Raw genomic sequence first — 17,582 nt, forward strand, 5'->3', positions numbered from 1 at the left:
AACTCGCTGCGCCTCACCACTCTTCCGGACAGGGATCGACGATCTTCCAGAGCTCGCCGCCGTTCTTGATCTTCTTCATCTCGGTGGTAAGCCCGCCATTGCGGCGGATCCAGTCCTTCACGCTGTCCGGGTAATAGGACATCAGGTCCGACGTCCCTTCCAAACTCGTGACCTTCATGCCGAAGGTGAAGGCCTTGTCGTAATAGGCCTGATGGAAACCGAGGCTCGCCTTCGGCGTCACGCAGATCTTGTTCATCGGCACGATGCCGAACACCAGCGTGCAAGCCGAATTGCAGATGCCGTCGATGATCACGCGCTCCCTGCGTTCGCGGATGCGGTTGTACTTGGCCTTGTACTCCTCGACATACCCGCCGTGATCGCGCTTGATATGCAGGTCGGCGCGTGCCGGCATCGCGACCAGCACCGAGAGGGACAGCAAGGCAAGGGACGTGATGCGCATGGGTTGGTCGGGAACCGGATAGCCTTTGTCAGACGCGGGATAAGTCGGCCCGTAGAGTAAGGACCGGACAGCAGAATTTTGGCCGGACTGTGTTGGGAATTCGTTAAGTATCGCTTGAGGCCAAAAATGGGCGCGTTAGAGTGGTTTTCCGCAGCTTTTCCAGCCGTTTCTCCTAGAATGCGAAATCAGATCGGCCAAGATGTCGGAGGGCTCCGGCTTCGATCGAATCAGAGATTCCGCGTCTATCTTGTTGTTTCGACGCGTTTTCTTGACATGAAGGGCTACCCGCCCAGCTCGAAATCGCTACTGTTTCAGTGGGACTTCCGGAGAATCGAAATGACCAAAGCGAAGTTTTTCGTTGCCACCGCGCTCCTCGCCACCGCGGTCCTCGTCCCAAGCCCGGCAGACGCCCGCCATAATCGGCACCACCTGCACAATTGGGGCCTGCCCTACCCAATCAGCTTCCTCCACAATTACGGGCCCGGCCCGCAGCCCGGCACCTTCGCCTATTACGACGGTCCCTCCACCGTTCTCTGCCGCCAGGGCGCGGCTGCGTATATCGGCCAGGACCGCCGGCGGCATCCCTGCTACTGACATTCCGCTGCTGGCTCTGTTAGGCCAAGTCTGATAATCGACCGTCGCACGCGCTCGTAGCTCAGCTGGATAGAGCATCGGATTTCGATTCCGAGGGTCGGGAGTTCGAATCTCTCCGAGCGCGCCATTTCGGTACACGCTATCGGCGCAAAATACCGTCGTTTTCCGATCATCGGCTAGGAAGCTCGTTTAGTTACCAGGCGGCCTCTTTGCTCCCGCGGTCCGGCATTCAGTACTGCGCTCGCTACTTTCCCATTCGAGTCCCTTACGAAGGTAATCCGCGTCTGGTCCCCGTTGTCGACATGAAATTCGCTGCCGGATATTGCTTTCAAGCGGACAGGTTTGCCCTTCTCGAAATCCAGGATCGGCCAAGGTCCCGTCGCCTCTGCGACCAAATTCCCGGCGTCTATCTTGACCTGTAACTCGACACCGGGGACGTAGATGGGCGCCCGCGTAACAGCGATCTCGATCGGAGCAACCTGCGCGCGTGAGATTTTCAGCCGGGTCTGCGAATTGACCGGGCCTCGCAACCTCGCGATGACCTGGCTCAACGTAAGACCCTTGACTGAGCTGCCGTCAATTTCCGTGATGATATCACCCGGTCTCAATCCAGCCTCAGCCGAGGGCGAATTATCGAGAGGCCGAAGAACTCGCGCGCCGCTGCTTTTCAATTCGATGTCAGCGCCGATCCCGGAAAAGTTGCTAGCAGGACCCATTCTGTCCCGCGAGCTCGATGACTGTCCGAAATCGTATTTGCCGACGAGTTCATCGAGCGCGACTTGATCGATCGCCGCGGTTGCTGATATCGGCACGTCCCGGTCGGGATCCAGGAAGGCGCCGTAGGTCAGGTTGCGAAACGGACGGGTGAAACGGTCGAAGTCGGTCGCAACATGGATGAGTTGCATGGCGATCAGCTGCTCCGCCGGATCGACCCAGAAATAGGTTCCCCAGACCCCGCTCCAGGTGAAGCTGCCGACCGATCCGGGCACCCAGCTCGAGGCCGCATCGCTGCGGATCCCGAAGCCGAGCCCGAAGGTCGCGCTGCCCCGCGGCCCCATGTCGCCGCCCGCAAATTGGATGTCGGACGGCAGCGAATTTGTCGTCATCCGGCGGACGGTTGCGGGCGAAAGGATGCGCGCCCCGTCCAGCTCACCGCCGTTGAGCAGCATCTGGCCGAACCGCAGATAGTCCGCGGCTGTCGACACCAGCCCGCCGCCGCCCGAGAACAGCGTGGTCGGCTTGGTGACGTCCCGGTCAGGACGAATCCTTGCGTCAACCGGCGCGTCGACCAGGCGGGCGAGCTTCTCCGGCGGCACTCAGAAACCGGTGTCGATCATGCCGAGCGGTCTGAACAGGCGGCCGTCGAGAAACTGGTCCAGCGGTCGGCCTGAAGCGACCTCGATGACCCGTCCCAGAACGTCGGCGCTGTGGCCATATTCCCAGACCTCGCCGGGCTGATGGGCGAGCGGAAGCCGCGCCAGGCGGGACACGAAGTCCTTCAACGTGCCGTCGCGTGCCAAGCCAGTGTCGTACAGCCCACTCTCACGGTAGAGCTTGTGCACGGCCGTATTGCCGCCTTCGTAGACGAGGCCGGATGTGTGGCGCAGCAGGTCCTCGACGGTCATCGGGCGCTTCTGCGGCTCAAGCGTGAGCCTGCTCTGTCCGCTCGCCGGATCGATCGTCTCGACACCGACCATCATATCCTTGAACTCGGGGAGATACCCCTGGACCGGGGCGGCGAGATCGAGCTTTCCCTCCTCGACCAGGATCATGGCGGCCACGCTGGTAACCGGCTTGGTCATCGAGGCGATCCAGAAGATTGCATCGGGCTGCAGCGGGATCGTCTTGGCACTGTCACGAAAGCCGACGGCTTGCAGATAGGCGATCCGACCGTTGCGGGCGATCGCCGCAACGGCGCCTGAGAAGGCTCCGGCATCGACCTGCGCCCGCTGCTGCGCGGCGATCCGTGCCAGCCGCGACGACGAGAAGCCGAGCGCTTCCGGATCGCTCACCGGCGCGGTGTCGTATGCGAACGCCCGCCACATGCCTAACACGGCGGCGAGGACGATGAACATCGGGGCAGTTCGTCCCCAAAGTGACTTGGGAATGTTGCGGGAGATGAGACTGAGCATGAGGTCTTTCCCTATGTGCAGCCAAAGCGCTGCCTTCGACGATGACGCGTTTTCATGGTCTTCAAAGTTCTGGAGCATTTCCGCACGATGCCGTGCCAGGAAATCCGGCGCATATAGTCTCAAGAGGAACCCGTACACCGCCAGAGAACGAGACTGGGTCTTCCTGATATGCGCCATCACGTCACGCGGTCCCCAGCTGGCGGCGCGCGACAACGGCAAGATGCGACAGGCGCTCTGTTTCCGCTCTGAGCGTCGCCAGCCCGAGCGTTGTGAGCTTGTAATAGATTCTGCGCGGGTCCCGCGTGTTGCCCTTCGTCACGAGACCGGCTTCGATCATTCGGTCCAGCGAGCCGTACAACGTTCCCGGCCCCATTTTGACGGCACTCTGGGAGTCCGACTTGACCTGTTGCATGATGTCGTAGCCGTGTCGCTCTTGCCCGACGAGGGCCAGTAGAATGTGGAACACGGCCGGCGTCAGCGGCACCTGGGGTCCGGATTTACTCATACGAACTTGTATATATCCGCAACGGATATAATCAAGAGCCGATTCGTAGCGAAGGATCGTAGACCGTCGCAGATTTGCGAATAGCAGCGCGCGCCGCGGCATCATAGCGCGATGGCGAAGCTATAGTGCCCATCTTCATCGACCGTGGCGCGCCACCCTGGTACAGAACCGGGCACGCCAAAATCTGCCGTTGTTGCGCTTGAAGCGGCGACGAGCGCGCTCAGATGGTCGCGGCGGTAGCCGCTTGCCTCGGTCCACCGCCGACCGGACACTCGGACGACTCCAAGCGTCGTATCAAATCCTGCTGACACCACGCTGTCAGTAGGACCGGCGTATGCGCAGCCATCGGCATGGAAGACCTCACGGCCGAGGTGGCAACCGAAGTCGAGCGGGCCGTTGATCTCTGACCTACCCTCAATCCCTGCCATAGGAGGAACGGCATACACAATCGCGCATCTCAGGTAGCGCAAGGGCGATCGAACCTGATCACGATCGCGCTTGGTCTCGGCACGTTCCTGACGCTGTTCGACGTCACGGCAGTCGTGGTCGCCATGCCCGGCATCGCGAAGGACCTGGGCTTTGCCGTCGCCGGTGCCGGCTGGGTCATCGACGCGTACAGCCTTGCCTTCACGGGCGCTCTCCTTGCATCAGGCGCGCTTGCAGATCGCTTCGGTCGCCGCCGCGCCATGTTGGCCGGCAATGCCGTGTTGCTCATGGCTTCAATAGCCTGTGGCTTGGCGACCAGCGGCCCGCAGCTCCTGACTGCGCGGGTCGTGCAGGGCGTCGGTGCAGCCTTCATGGTCACGGGTGCACTTGCACTCGTCGCCGGTGCGTTTCCGAACCATGGTCAGCGGGCGCGGGCGTTCGGCATCATAGGCGTGATTTCCGGCGTTGCCATGGCCTTGGGCCCGACCTTGGGCGGCTTGCTCGCCTCGTGGTTCGGTTGGCGTTGGATCTTTTACGCCAACATCCCGTTTTGCCTGGCGCTGGCTCTCGCAGTGCCACGGGTCGTTGCCGAGACGAAGGACCCGGCCGGGCGTCCACTCGACCCTCTGGGGGTCGCGCTGCTGACGATATCGCTGGGCTTGGCAATTGATGCACTCTTGCGCCGCGACGCTTCGTTAGCCGTAAGAGCCGGCTGCCTCGTCGCCAGCGCTGCGGCGGCGCTCGTGTTCGTCTTGCAGCAATGGCGCAGCCTGCGTCCGGTGCTTGATCCCCGAGTGTTCGCAACATCGGCGATGGCCGGGGTCGGGGCGTTGTTGACCGCCATCCAGTTTGGTTACTGGGCCGTACTGGTCTATTTGCCCCTGTTCTTGAGCGCTGGGCTGCTCGTGAGCATCGAAGTGGCCGGGGTAGCGCTGCTGGCGGCGACACTGCCGATGCTGCTGGTGCCACTGTTAGGCGGCCGCGTTGTTACACGATGGGGATGGCGGCGTTTCTTCATCGCTGCGTTTGGCATCGTCGCCATGGGAGACCTGTTTCTAGTGTTTGCCGCTCTCTCCGCCAGCCCTGCGATGCGCCTTGCAGCAACGATCGCCGGAATGCTTGCAATTGGCATCGGAGCCGCGCTGGCGAATCCGCAGATGGGGAACGTCGTTTTGGCGCTCGCACCACCCACGCAGGCCGGTATGGCCTCGGCTGTGACAATGATTGTGCGCCAAGCCGGGTTTGCCATCAGCATTGCGGCGTTAGGAGCGACGCTAGGGACGACCGATGTGGCAGCGGCGTTTGCGACGCCCTTCACCCTGGCGGCATTCGTCGCGCTGGTCGCGATGGTCGCCGCTCTGGTTTTGCTTCCGGCAAAGTCATCGCAAAACGCGTCAAATTAGGTCCCTCAGGCTCTCTCCGGAGCGCATCACCGGGACACGTCCACGGGGTCTCAGGAAACTCTCGACTTGAACCTCGGCTCGGAAATCACTATTAAATTGAATTCAATTCAATTCAGCGCTTGGATCAAAGATGACCCCACCGATCGCGACGCGAGAAAGATTAGTCCGGGCGGCCCAAGAGGAGCTCATCCAGAACCATGGGCATCTGGAAATGCAGGCCGTCGCGAAGCGAGCGCAGGTTTCGGTCGGGCTGGCCTATCACCACTTTGGATCGAAGGCAGGCCTGATCGCCGCCGTCGTTGAAGCGTTCTATAGCCGGCTCGATGGCGAGGTTTTCAACGACGCGTGCCGCCCCTCGGAAAGCTGGGCGAACAGAGAGAGGCGGCGAATAGCCTCCTATATCGCCTTCCACTACGATCACCCCTTCGCTCCCCTTGTCATCGGAGCTTTGAGCCGCGCGCCCGAGGTCCTGGATGTCGAGAGAGCTTTCACCAACCGACAGCTCGCCGGCGGCGCACGCATGCTCGAGGCGGCGCAGCGTAACGGCTTCGTTTCCGATCACATCGATCCACATCTCACCATTGCGCTGATGATCGGCGGAATTCGCCAGGCCCTTATCGGCGTCCTGATGAGCGAACAACGACCCGATCCGGAGAAACTCACTGATGAAATTTGGGCCTTCATGGCCGGAGCCCTGCGCCTGACTGCTGGCTCCGGCATCGAAAAAAACGGTCGCGACAAGGTCGCCTGACGTTGCGCAACCGCCAGCCAAACGCCGAAGGATATTGCCTTGTCCAACCCAAGAGACTTCCACGCTCCGCAATCGTCCTACACAAAGGAAGATCTGCTCAAATCAAGCGAGGGCGGCTATTTCGGCCCGGGCAACGCCCAGCTGCCGGCACCGCCCATGCTGATGATAGACCGTATCGCCGAGATCAGCCTGGACGGCGGCGAATTCGGCAAGGGCCACGTCATCGCTGAGCTGGATATCGCGCCGGGCCTCTGGTTTTTTGACTGTCACTTTCCCGGCGATCCCGTGATGCCCGGATGTCTGGGTCTGGACGCCATGTGGCAAATCGTCGGCTATTGGCTTGGCTGGTCGGGGTCACCGGGCAAGGGCCGCGCCGTCGGCGTCGGCGAGGTCAAGTTCCGGGGAGACATAAAGCCAGACATCAAGCGCGTGCGCTACGAGGTCAGTATGCGCCAGGTAAGGCGCGGCAAACTGGCTGTTGGAATTGCTGACGGCAGCGTGTTTGCCGACGACGCATGCGTATATCTCGCCAAGGATATGAGGGTCGGAATGATAGCGTCTGCGACCTGAGAGATCGCCGTGGCGCGCCACGTCATCCCTAACCTGAACATAGGTTCGTCCTCGCCATATATGTGTGTACTTCGGCTCCGTTGTGCTCCGGCGCGAGGACGAAAATGGAACTCGTCACCCATAAAAAATTGAAGGCCGGTCGCCTTATGCCTTGAGGGAAAGGCACATTGGCCACGGGGGCAAAGGGTTTTGTCTTCCTGGCCGGCAACACCGCAACCACGGACGACTACGAACCGTTCAAAAAAGGTGATCTCGTCATCGAGATAGTCGCGGTCGCAGCACTGCCCGATTAGCTGCGTCCCATCAATTCGTGTCGTGCCGAGCCTGCGACGCGCAGTGCTGCGTAGCGCCGACCTTCATCGACCATCGCGCGGCACGCCCCTCACAGACGAGCGCCGTCAGAAAACAAACGGCATACTACGATCAGGAACAAATCCAGATGATCGCAACCGCAATCGGGACACCCAAACCAAGTGCACCGAAAATCGCCGGGACGAATTCGGAAAGCAGACTTGCATGGTGCTTTACGCCTGGTGACGACATGACGTTGCTCCTTGGAGCCCCGCGAGCCTCTGCCCGCCCCCAAGATGAACGATCAATCGCGCCTTCGGACTAAAGCCCGTGGCGCCTCTCTAGAGGGGCAATGCTGGGGCGTTATGGTTAACAAGTGGTTAATCGGCATAAAGAGAAGTTTGCAGACCGCGCCTTGAAAGACGCGCCGCTTGATCGTGAATCGCGCCGGCGGTGCACACGTTGTTTCGGCCAGAGTTCCGGAAGAGCGCCTCGCCGGCATCGTCGGCCGCCCCCCGTCGCGCCCCGGCCGCCGTCAAGGAATGGCGCCTACTCGGCGCCACTCCTTTTCAGCGGCGCACGCGCCAATCAGAACGAGCAGCCATACGCCGTGAGGGAGGCCTTCGTCGCATCCAGGGTCTGCTTGCAGGTCGATTCCATGGTCGCCTTCGCCGACGGATTCTTGGCCAGGTCGACCCACGCCTTGCGCGTCTGGTCGATCTGCGTCTTGTACATCGCGCGCTGTGCCTCGGGGACCTTGGAGACGACGCAGGCGTCGTACTTGGTCAGGAAGTCGTCACAGGCGGCGATACCCGTGCTCTGCGCGTGAGCCGTGGTGACGCCCGCGAGCAAGGCGACGCCCGCCGCGAGTGACAGCACTTGTCGGCGGTTCGCGCTCGAACCTGCCGCGGCCTTCGATGTTGCTTGACGCATGACTCTCATTCCTCTGTATGAACTGAATAATTTGGATCGTCGGCAAGTGCCCGGCATCGCCCGGATCTCCCAGATCGACTCGCAAAGCGTCGCGCGCCGACAACAGGTCGGCGTTGCGGACGTTGAGCAGTTCAAGCGTAGAGCAGTTCGAGGCGAGACCAGGCACCATCGTGCCGGCAACGAATAATTGTTCCGTCAATTTGGCGAGATTATGGGTGACGGCGTGGTGACATTGCGACGGCCGCTGGCGTTCTCCTGCGTCGCGATATTGCGAATGAAGCCTCGGTCGATCTTGATCTTGTCCAACGACAATTGATGGACATAGCTCAGGCTGGACTGCCCCGATCCGAAGTCGTCCAGCAGCGCCACCGCTTTACGCGGCTGAGGTATCGATCGAACGGCGGATCACCCGCCGCACCTCCGCATTGGACAGGAATAAATCATGATTGATGACGCCCCAGCCTGCGTCGGACGCATCGATGACGCGTACCCCGAGCCGCTCGATGGCGGCCTTTTCGGCGGCGCCGACCCGTGTCATCCCGCCGGCCAATCGTCCCGACAGCGCCAACGCGCGGTCGTTCGTCGCAGTGACGACGGTGATCTTGCGGCCGAGTGGACCGATGCGAATAACAGCCGACGAGAATACGTCCATGTCGATGTCAGGTGAGGCAAACACCACCGCCCCGATCTTGTCTGCAACAGCGTCGCCATGTCGCGCATAGAGCTGGCGCAGGCTTTCGAGCGTCAACATGGTGCCCATGCTGTGTGCGACGATGTGAACGCGGCCGGCGCCGGGAGTCGTGACGACGGATTGGAGCACGCGTTCGAAGCCATCGCGGGACCACATCGCGCTTTCGCGGTCATAGGCATAGTCGAACAGTCCGGCCTTGGACGGCCAGGAAAAGACCATCGTCTGGCCGCGGAATTTGATGCCATCGGCGAGATGCGCGGTGTCGAGCGCCGCCGTCTCGAAGGTCTGTTTGAAACCGTGCACGTAGATCAGGACGTCGCCTCCGCCCTGCGCGAGAAGATCGCTGACCTCTCCCGAGACCGGCTCGACCCCGTCAAGACGCCAGTCGCCAATACCGGCTGCGGCGAGCGAGAAACGGCTCTCGTCGGGCGGCACCAGTTTCGCCCGGGCGACCGTCATCCTCGTTGCGCGTTCCGGCCCGAACCAGGGTTTCGTCCGCCCGCCGTTCACCGGCTTGCGCGTGGTTGCGACGAGCAATGTCGGTTCGGCGGTAAGCGACGCAGCGTCGTAACGCGCGCCGGTCGCGCCCAGGCTGGCGCATCCACCGAGCGCGAGCACGCTGGCTGAGGACACAATCCCGCGCAGGAACGCACGGCGGGACGTAAGAGTTTCGTTTTGCAGTATATGTTGGACGATCACACAGGACCTTTGGGAACACGGCCTTCGCAGAACGCGCCCCGCAGGTCTCCTGAACTAGGATGGCGAGAAAAGGGCGGACGATGGCAATGATTGTCCAGTTCCGTCGCGATTCCGTGATCCCGAGTTGGCGCTACGAAACCATTTTTGCCTGCCGCGAAGCGCTCCGGAAACAAACAGCCGCTACGGTCAGCCCAACCGGAACAAACGGGGTTAGATCATGTTGATATCAGTACTCAACCTCATCTACCGCGAATTTCTCAAGCGTGCCCTTTCCGGCATGGCAACACAGGGAGGAAGGCTATGACCGAGGTCGTGACGGCATTCCTCCTCTTCGTCAGCATCGGCGTATTCCTGGCCCACGCATTTGACGCCTATCGTCTGCGCTAGATCTGTTCCACACCACGCAGACACGATCGTGCCGCGAGATCAGTCGACGTTTTAATGCACACTTGGCGGCTCTTTCCTATCGAGCCCATCCTTGCCAGCGATGAACACGTCGCGATCCGGGAATCTTCCGAACACTTCGGCCGGCTGACCGAAATTCGTGGCGAGCACGTCCGTCGGTTTGCCGCGATCCATTGCGACAGGTCGCTGGTCTCGTAGATGCCCGCATTGAAACCGATCAGGACGCGCGCAGGTCCGTTCCCGACATTCTCGATCGAGTGACCATAGCCTTGCGGGATCTAGCCGACGTCACCCTTCTGCAATCGCTCGATCCGATAGCGGCCGTGAGAGCCGAACAAGGTGACAAACTCCCGCGACACCTAAACAGCGCCCACTAGACCACAAGTTGGCGCCGGCAGATGGCGTGTGCCAACCGTAAGCCGCCGCACCCCGAGGCAACCGGACTTCAGGCAAGGTCAGGCCAACACCCTCCAGGCCGTCGCGGGCTCAATTGAATAGCCATTGAATCAACAGGTTAGACAGACGCTTGGGGATAGTGCTAGAGAACGCAGGCGCACAGCGGGATTTTCGATTCCGAGGGTCGGGAGTTCTGGTCTCTCCAGGCGCGCTCTTACGGCTATTCGGACATTTCGACATGAGAAAGATCATCCTGACGCTGGCGATCCTGTATCCGGCGGCGGCGCTGGCTCAGGGGACCGCCCCTGCCGATCCTCCGACCATCGGCGGCAAACCGCTGGTTGTGGTCGGAAAGAAAACAGAGGCGGGCAAGAAAGAAAAACCCTTGTCGGTCGCCCAGAAGTTGCAGGCCTGCCAGGACATCGACGATGCGACCAAGGAACGCCTGAATTGCTACGACGCCATTTATGCGCCGCAGCCCAAGCCGAAGGCGCCGGCCGCGAAGGGCGTCAATGACTGCCGCTTCCTCAAGGAGGAAGACGAGCGGCTGACCTGCTACAACGGTTTTGCGGATAAAATCCCGAAACTGCCACGCTAAACTAAATCAGGCGGCGCACCCTACCAGGTGGTGTTCCAGTTCGGACCGCCGAAGAAGCCGAAATGCGACTGCTGCGCGACCCGCATTTGCGGCTGCGCGAACTGCATCGGTTGCGCCGGACGGCTCTTGGCGATCTTGCGCTTGCGCTGAACTTGGGGCTCGGACTTCTTCGCCTCCGCCGGGACGAACTGGGCGAACGTCTCCCGCACACGGGCCTGGGCGGTGGCATCGGCTGAGGCAGGCGCCACGACCGGGGCCGTCACTTGGGCCATCACGGCCGGCGGCGGAACAATGGTCGGAAGGCTGGTGTCGAAAACCACCCGCTCCGGCAGCTTTTGGTCGGAGCGAATGCGCACCACCGTCTTGTTGACCGAAGGCTCGGCCTGGCTGGCCACGACCGCCTGCTGTGGGATGAGCGCATCGATCGCCAACAACAGCGCGAGCAGCACTCCGCCGATAAACAGGAAATAACGCGCTACGGGCATCGGTCTCACTCCCCCCGCGCGAGCACCGCGCGGTTCATTCGCCCAACGGATGATATAGCGATTAGTTCCTGGTCAACCGGCAAGGTTCAAAGGCGCAGATCACATTTTCGAGGGGACACGAGGCGAGTTCGGCCGCACAAAGTTAAATACGGCTGGCGGTCACCACTGAACATTTCGCCTTATTTGCGTTGACGTTGACGAACCCGACCAGCATGCCGGCGTAGCGCTTCCGGCTCCTCATGTTCACGGTATCGGGAATGATACGCCTGCGGTCGGTCAGATGGCTACCGTCCCGGCGCTTGAAGGCGCAGGCGATTTCGATATCCCTCACCGCGTAGTCATTGGCGTTGCGGAGCGTAAAGGTCACCAGCGCTTTCGAGCCGAGCCCGCCCCTGCGCCACGACTGCGAGATAATCTTCAGGCCGTCGAGCGACGACTTGGCGGACTCCACAGTTTCCGGCGGCGCGATGTCGAGAGGCGCGACAGCGGCCGGCGCCGGATTGGCGTCGGGAGAAGCGGTTGATGGCGCCGGGCTCGACAGGGTCGCCTGGACCCCGGCGGTGTCGTCGTTGCCGGATGTATCTTGCGTCACGCGGGTAACTTCAGGCGACGTCGCGGTGGAATGACCCTCGGCATCGCTTGCTTGCGGGAGCATCAACCACATGGCGCAGCCGAGGATGGCGATGGCCGGCAGCACGGCGAGCCGTGCTGCGGACTTTCCGAACGACCACCCGGCGATTCTCATAGCCGTGCCCTCACCCGGTAGCGCCGGCGATTGCCGTGCCGCGCATGAAAAAGCCATACGGGCGTTTCCCGTACGGCTTCTGTCACGACCGCCGCTGTACGGATCCCGCCGCCCGTCAACAATCACCCAGAATAGAAATGGTTTCATGCCACCTCGACAATATTGCGGCGGCGGCGCAAGGCGTGGAGGATGGAGTTGTGGAGGCTTGGCGGCTACATTGGCCGCCGCATCACACGCCGGCGTTGAAAGCCGCAACAAGAATAATGGGGAGACCGAGATGCCGACCGTTGATTGGGCAGTTACCTGGGACCACGTCCACTTGCGCAGCCCCGATCCCGAGGCGACCGCGGCGTGGCTGGAAGACATCCTGGGCGGCGAGATCATCCGTGGCCCGGGGCGGATCGACGTCAAGCTCGGCGGCGCCAACATATTCATCGCGCCCGTCACCGCCGGCGACGGCGTCAACACCCCGCCGGTGACACCCTATCAGGGTCTCGACCATTTCGGTCTGACCGTGAAAGACATCGACGCGGTCGCCGCCGAGATCAAGGCCAAGGGCGTCGAGTTTACGAAGGAGCCGACCACGATCCGGCCCGGCGTGCGCATCTGCTTCATCCGCGGGCCGCAAGGCATTTCGATCGAGTTGCTCGAGCGCGACCAGAAATATGCATGACTCCACTTTCGCGGAGTATGACGATCGGTGCGGCCGGCGCTGGCGTAGCTCACGTCATGCTGCCCGGCATGAAGCAGCGGATGCTCAATCCCTGATAGCCGCGGATCGGCCAGACCATGGTTCGCCCGACCCGGTTCGGTTCGGTGATGACGGCATCCTCGGGCACGTCGTGCCACTCGCCGTCGATGCGAACGCGGTAGTGCCCGCTTTTCGATTCCCAATCCACGTCGCTGACGGCGCTGCCGTCTGCGTCGGAACAGCATGGTCCCTTGCCGCTTCTGAGACTGTCGAACCACTGCTTCAGCGGCGAGTTGGCATAGCGGCCGTCGGGATCGCGGGCCTTGCCGGGATCGGCGGCCAGCGGCAACATCAGCAACACGCCGCCGATCATCAACGGTATTTTCCAGCGGCCCGCGCGATGACGGCCCGTGGTTTCGAGGCTGCTATTCTCTGCGTATGGGCGCGGCACGTGGCCGCCGGAATTCATCCAGTTGGTCACCTGTTTCTCTTGCTCCAGCACCCGCCGGCCGGTGCCAAACCGAGCTATGCATTTCGCGGGCCAACTTGAGTCGATCACCGCGAGTCATCCTCGCGTCACGTCGGAGTGGCACGTTTCGGATTTGCTTCCTGTACGGGAATTGGCAGCCAACCTGACGCGTTGACGGTGCATGCCGCGCTTTGGCATAACTCCTTGACCGGCTTCCGCGGGCGCGGCGGCCGGGCCATCTGGGACGTCATGAAAAACGGGCTCTATTCGATCCACGTCACCCTGCTGGATGGGCGCATCGGCAAGGGCAGCGGCGTCATTCTGTTCCGGGACGGCCAGATTCTCGGCGGCGACGCCTATCTGTTTTATACCGGCAGCTACACCGTGAAGGGCGATACCTTCAAAGGCGAGGTCCTGGTGCAGCGCCACACCACCCCGCGCGACAATGACAATCCGCTGTTCGGCGGGCCTAACCCGGTCGGCATCGGCGTGTCCGGAACCTTCACCGACACCCGCGGCAGCATGAATGGAACCGCGCTCGTCGGCAAAGCGAGCCAGATCTTCGGCGCCACCCTGCACAAGCTGGCGGATATCAATTAGCGCGACGGGTCGGCACGGGGCCGGCTGGATACACGCGCTCTTGCAGGGTTGACCGCCTGCAGACGACCCGCGTCGCCTACTCCGCCGCCTGCTCCAGCGGCGCTGTGCGCGGCAGGATCATCTGGATTCGCGTGCCGCCACCCGGCTGCGAATCGAGATCAAGCCGGCCGCCCAAGCGTGTCGTCACAATGCTATAGACGATGTGCAGGCCGAGACCGGTGCCGCCCTGATCACGCCGCGTGGTGAAAAACGGGTCGAACGCGCGGCGACGGACGTCGAGGCTCATGCCAATGCCGTTATCCGAAAAGATGATCTCGACATTGTCCTTGCCGGACTCCCGCACCTGGATATCGACCGTGCCGGGCTTGCCGTCCGGGAACGCATGCGCCACCGAATTGAGGAATAGGTTGGTGAGCACCTGCCCGTAGGGCCCGGGATAACTGTTCATGATCAGATTGGGCTGGCACTCGACATTGAGCGTCAGATTGTGTTTGCGCAAGCCGGGCCGCAGGCTCATCACCACCTGCTCGGTGAGATCGCCGAGGTCGAAAGAGCGCTGGTCCGAATAATTACGGTCGGCGGCGACCTGCTTGAACGACTGGATCAGTTCGGCGGCGCGGTTGAGGTTGGCGACGAGCTGCGACGATGCGTCCCGGCTGGTCTCGAGAAAATCGTTCAGGCTGGAGCGCCTCAGCCCACCGCGAGCGACCTCGGCTGCAAAGTTCGACGTCTTGCGCTCCAGCGCCGACGCCACCGTCAGGCTGATGCCGACGGGGTTGTTGACCTCGTGGGCCACGCCGGCCACCAGCCGGCCCAACGCAGCGAGTTTTTCCGCCTCGATCAGCGAATTCTGCGTCTCGCGCAAGTTCCGCAGCGCCCCCTCCGCCGCGTCCTTGGCCTTGCGCATCTCGAATTCGACGCGCTTGCGCTCGCCGATATCGAGCGCAACGGTCACGATGTTCTCGATCTCGCCGGCCGCATCCAGGATCGGCAGCTTGTTGACCAGCCATTGCCGCATGTGGCCGGACACATCCTTGTATTCCTCCTCGTAGAAGCCGAGTTCCTTGCCGACCGCCAGCACCCGCTTGTCGGGCTCGTCGGTCTTTTCGGCGCCGTAGCGCGACATCAGATCTGCAGTGGTGCGGCCGATCGCATCCCCGGGCTCGACCCCGAAAATGCCGGCCATATAGCGGTTCATCAGGACATAGCGCAGCTGTTTGTCCTTGACGTTGATGACCGCAGGCACGGTGTCGATCACCATTTGCAGCAGGCGGCGGCCTTCGGCGATCGCATCCTCGGCCCGCTTCTGGTCGGTAATGTCGCGCACCGTCCCCTCGTAGCGGACGATGACGCCGGCCTCGTTGTGCACGGCGCTCGCGCTGTCGGAGAGCCAGAGCACCGAGCCGTTGCGCGTGCGAACCTGGTACTCATATTCACGAACCATGCCGTCGCGCTGCATCAGCCGCTCGTATTCCGCCCGCGCCTCGGGATGGACATAGATCGTGTCCGCGATGTCGCCGATGCCGTTGATCAGATCCTGCGGCGTGGCATAGCCCATCATCCGCGCCAGCGCCGGGTTGGCGTTGAGCAAAGCCCCGCCGGGCGTCGTGACGTAAATTCCGTCGACCGAGGATTCGAACAGCTTGCGGTAACTTTCCTCGGCAAGCCGCTGTTCGGCGAGCGCGCGCACTGCCGCCTCGCGCGCGGAGTCGGCATCGACCAGGGTTTGCCGGAATACTTCGGCGGCGCGGGCAATGTCGCCGATCTCGTTGTCCACATCGGTCGCCGGGATCGAGGTATTCTTCTCGCCGCCGGCCACCGCACGAATCGAGTTTGCGATCGCGGCAAGCGGACGCACGGTGCGGCGAACCACCAGCAGCGAAGCAAAAAGCCCGATCAGCACGCCGGCGGTGCCGAGCACGATGCTCTGCCACTTCGCCTCGGTCAGCGTCCGCGCAAAATCACGGGAGAGAACGCGCCCCCGCCGCTCGCTGACGTCGCGCAGCAATTCCGTCACGCGCTGGATCAGGCGGCCCTCCGCGCCAAGCACTTCCCTGTCGATGTCGGATATCTGCCGTTCGCGGACTGATATGTTGACGATCGCCAGCGCATAATCGTCGACTACCGCGCGCAGGTTCGGATCCGCGATCGTCATCGAACGCATGCTTTCCGCGGCCTGTTCTGCAGCCGAGGGATTATGCGCCAGCAGCGCCGAGGCGATGCGGCTCTGGGTCTGCAACAGGGCCATCGCTATCTGAGGATCAGACACTTCGGCGATCGCGGTATCGAATTTTTCGCGCAAAGGCGGCAACGCGACGATCATTTCGGCACGGCGGTTGATCAGTGCGGAAATGCGCTCGATGCCGCTGCGGTAGGTCGACAGGCGCTCGGATACGCCGTCGATCATGTCCTGCTGCTCGGGAGCGAGTTCCAGCCGCGTCTTCTTCAGGACCTCGCTGAGCGTAGTCGCGGCCTCGCCGACCTGAAGCGACTGGCTGCCGGGTTCGGTGACAAAATCCCGCGCTGCGAGCCGCAATTCGTTCATGCGGCGGTCGATGTCCTCGGCGAGGTCGCCGACGCTCTGCAGCCGCTGCAACTCGGCAAAGGTCGAATCGATGTGGCGGATGGCGATGACGCTGGCGGTCGAGGTGATGATGATCACCGCCAGCACCAGCATGAAACTGCCGAATGTCAGTTGGCCGATCGAAAGCGAGAACGATCGCGGCGGCGGCGAAATCGGCGTTTCAGCGGTCATGTGGGTCGGGCCGGGCTCCTATCGGTCGCAATATACGATGTATTTCGGGCCGTGGGGAACATGCTGAAATCAGCCGGATTCGCCCATCCGGGCGCGGCGCGGCCGCACCGGCGGGAAGAATGGCCATTAACCCTGCCCTTCCGGACTCCTGCCAGACCGCCCGTGGCGCCGTTTGGGTGCCTTAACCGACCGAGCCGATCTCGAACACCTCGCCGTCATAGCCAGCTTCGAGGGGAATGCGGAGCTGGCGGCCACCATTGTTTTTGGTCATCACCGGCGTCACGGTGACGACGGATTTGCCGCTGGAGTCATCGAGCGCCGCCTTCACGCTTTGCTGCTTGCCGAGCTTGATCAGGTTGCGCGTGGTGGGGAACGGTAGCTTGAAGCGCCCGCTCTCGCCGCCCTCCAGCGCCTCGCGCGGCGAGACCCAGATCGAGTCGGTGGACTCTTTGCCGTCATGGGCGCCGACCTGTTCCGGCGGCGCGGCGGCGAGGAAAAACCAGGTGTCGAACCGCTTGGGCATGCCCTCCGGCGTGATCCAGTGCGCATAGGGCACGAGTTCGTCGAGCGCCAGCACCATGCCGTTATCGGTTAGCACCTTGAGGAAGCTGATCTTGCCGTCGCAGAGATCCGCGCGATTGATAGCCTCGATCTCGCTGGCGCGTTTGGCATCGACCAGCGCCCGCGAGCCCTTCGGCCGCGCCAAAAGGATGCCGCTTTCCTCGAAGGTCTCGCGGATCGCGGCGATGCGGAAGCTGAGCGTGGCTTCGTCGAGCCCCTCGCCGCCCGAATAGAGCTCCGGCGTCGCGATGATCTCCTTGTCGCCCTTGTCGACGCTGCCGCCGGGAAACACCAGCGCGCCGGAATTGAAATCGATTTCATAATGGCGAACCATCATGAATACCTCGATTTCCTTGAGCTCCGCGCTGTCGCGCAGCAGCAGGATGGTGGATGCAGGACGCGGGGCGGCTTCTGCCATTGGA

18 protein-coding genes, 1 tRNA gene and 2 pseudogenes are annotated in these 17,582 nt (G+C 62.3%); 9 read left to right on the forward strand and 12 right to left on the reverse strand.

Going from position 1 to position 17,582, the window contains the following annotated elements:
• Positions 1–13: 13 nt before the first annotated feature.
• The gene (locus V1279_RS19310; protein ID WP_334438944.1) at positions 14–460 is read right to left on the reverse strand and encodes a hypothetical protein; all 447 of its coding nucleotides are present in this window, start codon (positions 458–460) and stop codon (positions 14–16) included.
• Positions 461–796: 336 nt separating this feature from the next.
• Here V1279_RS19310 and V1279_RS19315 point away from each other — a divergent pair, with 336 nt between their 5' ends.
• A complete protein-coding gene (locus tag V1279_RS19315; RefSeq protein ID WP_334438947.1) occupies positions 797–1,054 on the forward strand; it encodes a hypothetical protein in 258 nt (85 codons plus the stop codon).
• A 50-nt stretch (positions 1,055–1,104) separates the two neighbouring features.
• Positions 1,105–1,181, forward strand: a tRNA-Arg gene (locus V1279_RS19320).
• A 49-nt stretch (positions 1,182–1,230) separates the two neighbouring features.
• Here the strand turns inward: V1279_RS19320 and V1279_RS19325 are convergent.
• The 3 genes and pseudogenes from V1279_RS19325 to V1279_RS19335 form a co-directional block, all read right to left on the reverse strand.
• The gene (locus tag V1279_RS19325; RefSeq protein ID WP_334446472.1) at positions 1,231–1,959 is read right to left on the reverse strand and encodes a S41 family peptidase; all 729 of its coding nucleotides are present in this window, start codon (positions 1,957–1,959) and stop codon (positions 1,231–1,233) included.
• Positions 1,948–3,363: pseudogene (locus V1279_RS19330) on the reverse strand (serine hydrolase domain-containing protein); the annotation flags it as partial. The pseudogene V1279_RS19330 and the gene V1279_RS19325, both read right to left, overlap by 12 nt.
• Before the next feature lie 4 nt (positions 3,364–3,367).
• On the reverse strand, positions 3,368–3,691 hold the full coding sequence (locus V1279_RS19335) for a PadR family transcriptional regulator (RefSeq protein WP_334438949.1): 324 nt from the start codon (positions 3,689–3,691) through the stop codon (positions 3,368–3,370).
• A gap of 491 nt (positions 3,692–4,182) precedes the next feature.
• Here V1279_RS19335 and V1279_RS19340 point away from each other — a divergent pair, with 491 nt between their 5' ends.
• The 4 genes from V1279_RS19340 to V1279_RS19355 all read left to right on the forward strand — a co-directional run bounded on the left by V1279_RS19340 (position 4,183) and on the right by V1279_RS19355 (position 7,134).
• Positions 4,183–5,520, forward strand: coding sequence for an MFS transporter (locus V1279_RS19340; protein WP_334446474.1), 1,338 nt, complete (start codon positions 4,183–4,185; stop codon positions 5,518–5,520).
• A 130-nt stretch (positions 5,521–5,650) separates the two neighbouring features.
• Positions 5,651–6,271, forward strand: a complete 621-nt coding sequence (locus V1279_RS19345; protein ID WP_334438950.1) for a TetR/AcrR family transcriptional regulator — start codon at positions 5,651–5,653, stop codon at positions 6,269–6,271.
• A 39-nt stretch (positions 6,272–6,310) separates the two neighbouring features.
• Positions 6,311–6,841 carry a bifunctional 3-hydroxydecanoyl-ACP dehydratase/trans-2-decenoyl-ACP isomerase gene (fabA, locus tag V1279_RS19350; RefSeq protein ID WP_334438951.1) on the forward strand — a complete coding sequence of 177 codons (531 nt, stop codon included), beginning with the start codon at positions 6,311–6,313 and terminating at the stop codon, positions 6,839–6,841.
• Between the two features lie 167 nt (positions 6,842–7,008).
• On the forward strand, positions 7,009–7,134 hold the full coding sequence (locus V1279_RS19355) for a hypothetical protein (protein ID WP_334438953.1): 126 nt from the start codon (positions 7,009–7,011) through the stop codon (positions 7,132–7,134).
• A gap of 586 nt (positions 7,135–7,720) precedes the next feature.
• Here V1279_RS19355 and V1279_RS19360 read toward each other — a convergent pair.
• The 3 genes and pseudogenes from V1279_RS19360 to V1279_RS19370 all read right to left on the reverse strand — a co-directional run bounded on the left by V1279_RS19360 (position 7,721) and on the right by V1279_RS19370 (position 9,389).
• Complete coding sequence (locus V1279_RS19360) at positions 7,721–8,065, reverse strand: hypothetical protein (RefSeq protein ID WP_334438955.1); 345 nt, start codon at positions 8,063–8,065, stop codon at positions 7,721–7,723.
• 243 nt (positions 8,066–8,308) lie between these two features.
• Positions 8,309–8,425, reverse strand: a pseudogene (locus tag V1279_RS19365) (EAL domain-containing protein); the annotation flags it as partial.
• A 13-nt stretch (positions 8,426–8,438) separates the two neighbouring features.
• Positions 8,439–9,389 carry an alpha/beta hydrolase gene (locus V1279_RS19370; protein WP_334438959.1) on the reverse strand — a complete coding sequence of 317 codons (951 nt, stop codon included), beginning with the start codon at positions 9,387–9,389 and terminating at the stop codon, positions 8,439–8,441.
• Between the two features lie 1,105 nt (positions 9,390–10,494).
• Here V1279_RS19370 and V1279_RS19375 point away from each other — a divergent pair.
• Positions 10,495–10,854, forward strand: a complete 360-nt coding sequence (locus V1279_RS19375) for a hypothetical protein (protein WP_334438961.1) — start codon at positions 10,495–10,497, stop codon at positions 10,852–10,854.
• 20 nt (positions 10,855–10,874) lie between these two features.
• On the opposite strand, the gene V1279_RS19380 is transcribed toward V1279_RS19375, so the two are convergent.
• Both V1279_RS19380 and V1279_RS19385 read right to left on the reverse strand, forming a co-directional pair.
• Positions 10,875–11,339 (reverse strand): hypothetical protein, encoded by a 465-nt coding sequence (locus V1279_RS19380; RefSeq protein WP_334438963.1) that lies wholly within the window; start codon positions 11,337–11,339, stop codon positions 10,875–10,877.
• 142 nt (positions 11,340–11,481) lie between these two features.
• Entirely contained in the window at positions 11,482–12,084 is a 603-nt protein-coding gene (locus V1279_RS19385; protein ID WP_334438965.1) for a hypothetical protein, read from the reverse strand.
• Between the two features lie 277 nt (positions 12,085–12,361).
• On the opposite strand from V1279_RS19385, the gene V1279_RS19390 reads away from it, so the two are divergent.
• Positions 12,362–12,757 carry a VOC family protein gene (locus tag V1279_RS19390; protein ID WP_334438967.1) on the forward strand — a complete coding sequence of 132 codons (396 nt, stop codon included), beginning with the start codon at positions 12,362–12,364 and terminating at the stop codon, positions 12,755–12,757.
• A gap of 49 nt (positions 12,758–12,806) precedes the next feature.
• Here the strand turns inward: V1279_RS19390 and V1279_RS19395 are convergent, their stop codons facing one another.
• On the reverse strand, positions 12,807–13,256 hold the full coding sequence (locus tag V1279_RS19395) for a hypothetical protein (RefSeq protein WP_334438968.1): 450 nt from the start codon (positions 13,254–13,256) through the stop codon (positions 12,807–12,809).
• 237 nt (positions 13,257–13,493) lie between these two features.
• Between V1279_RS19395 and V1279_RS19400 the strand changes: the two genes are divergently transcribed.
• Positions 13,494–13,844, forward strand: coding sequence for a GrlR family regulatory protein (locus V1279_RS19400; RefSeq protein WP_025590730.1), 351 nt, complete (start codon positions 13,494–13,496; stop codon positions 13,842–13,844).
• Between the two features lie 76 nt (positions 13,845–13,920).
• Here V1279_RS19400 and V1279_RS19405 read toward each other — a convergent pair whose 3' ends face one another.
• Together V1279_RS19405 and V1279_RS19410 are read right to left on the reverse strand one after the other, a co-directional pair.
• Positions 13,921–16,599, reverse strand: coding sequence for a PAS domain S-box protein (locus V1279_RS19405; RefSeq protein WP_334438970.1), 2,679 nt, complete (start codon positions 16,597–16,599; stop codon positions 13,921–13,923).
• 181 nt (positions 16,600–16,780) lie between these two features.
• The gene (locus V1279_RS19410; protein ID WP_334438972.1) at positions 16,781–17,578 is read right to left on the reverse strand and encodes an NUDIX hydrolase; all 798 of its coding nucleotides are present in this window, start codon (positions 17,576–17,578) and stop codon (positions 16,781–16,783) included.
• Between the last annotated feature and the right edge of the window lie 4 nt (positions 17,579–17,582).

Origin of the sequence: Bradyrhizobium sp. AZCC 1610 (assembly GCF_036924515.1) — a bacterium.
Lineage (GTDB): Bacteria > Pseudomonadota > Alphaproteobacteria > Rhizobiales > Xanthobacteraceae > Bradyrhizobium.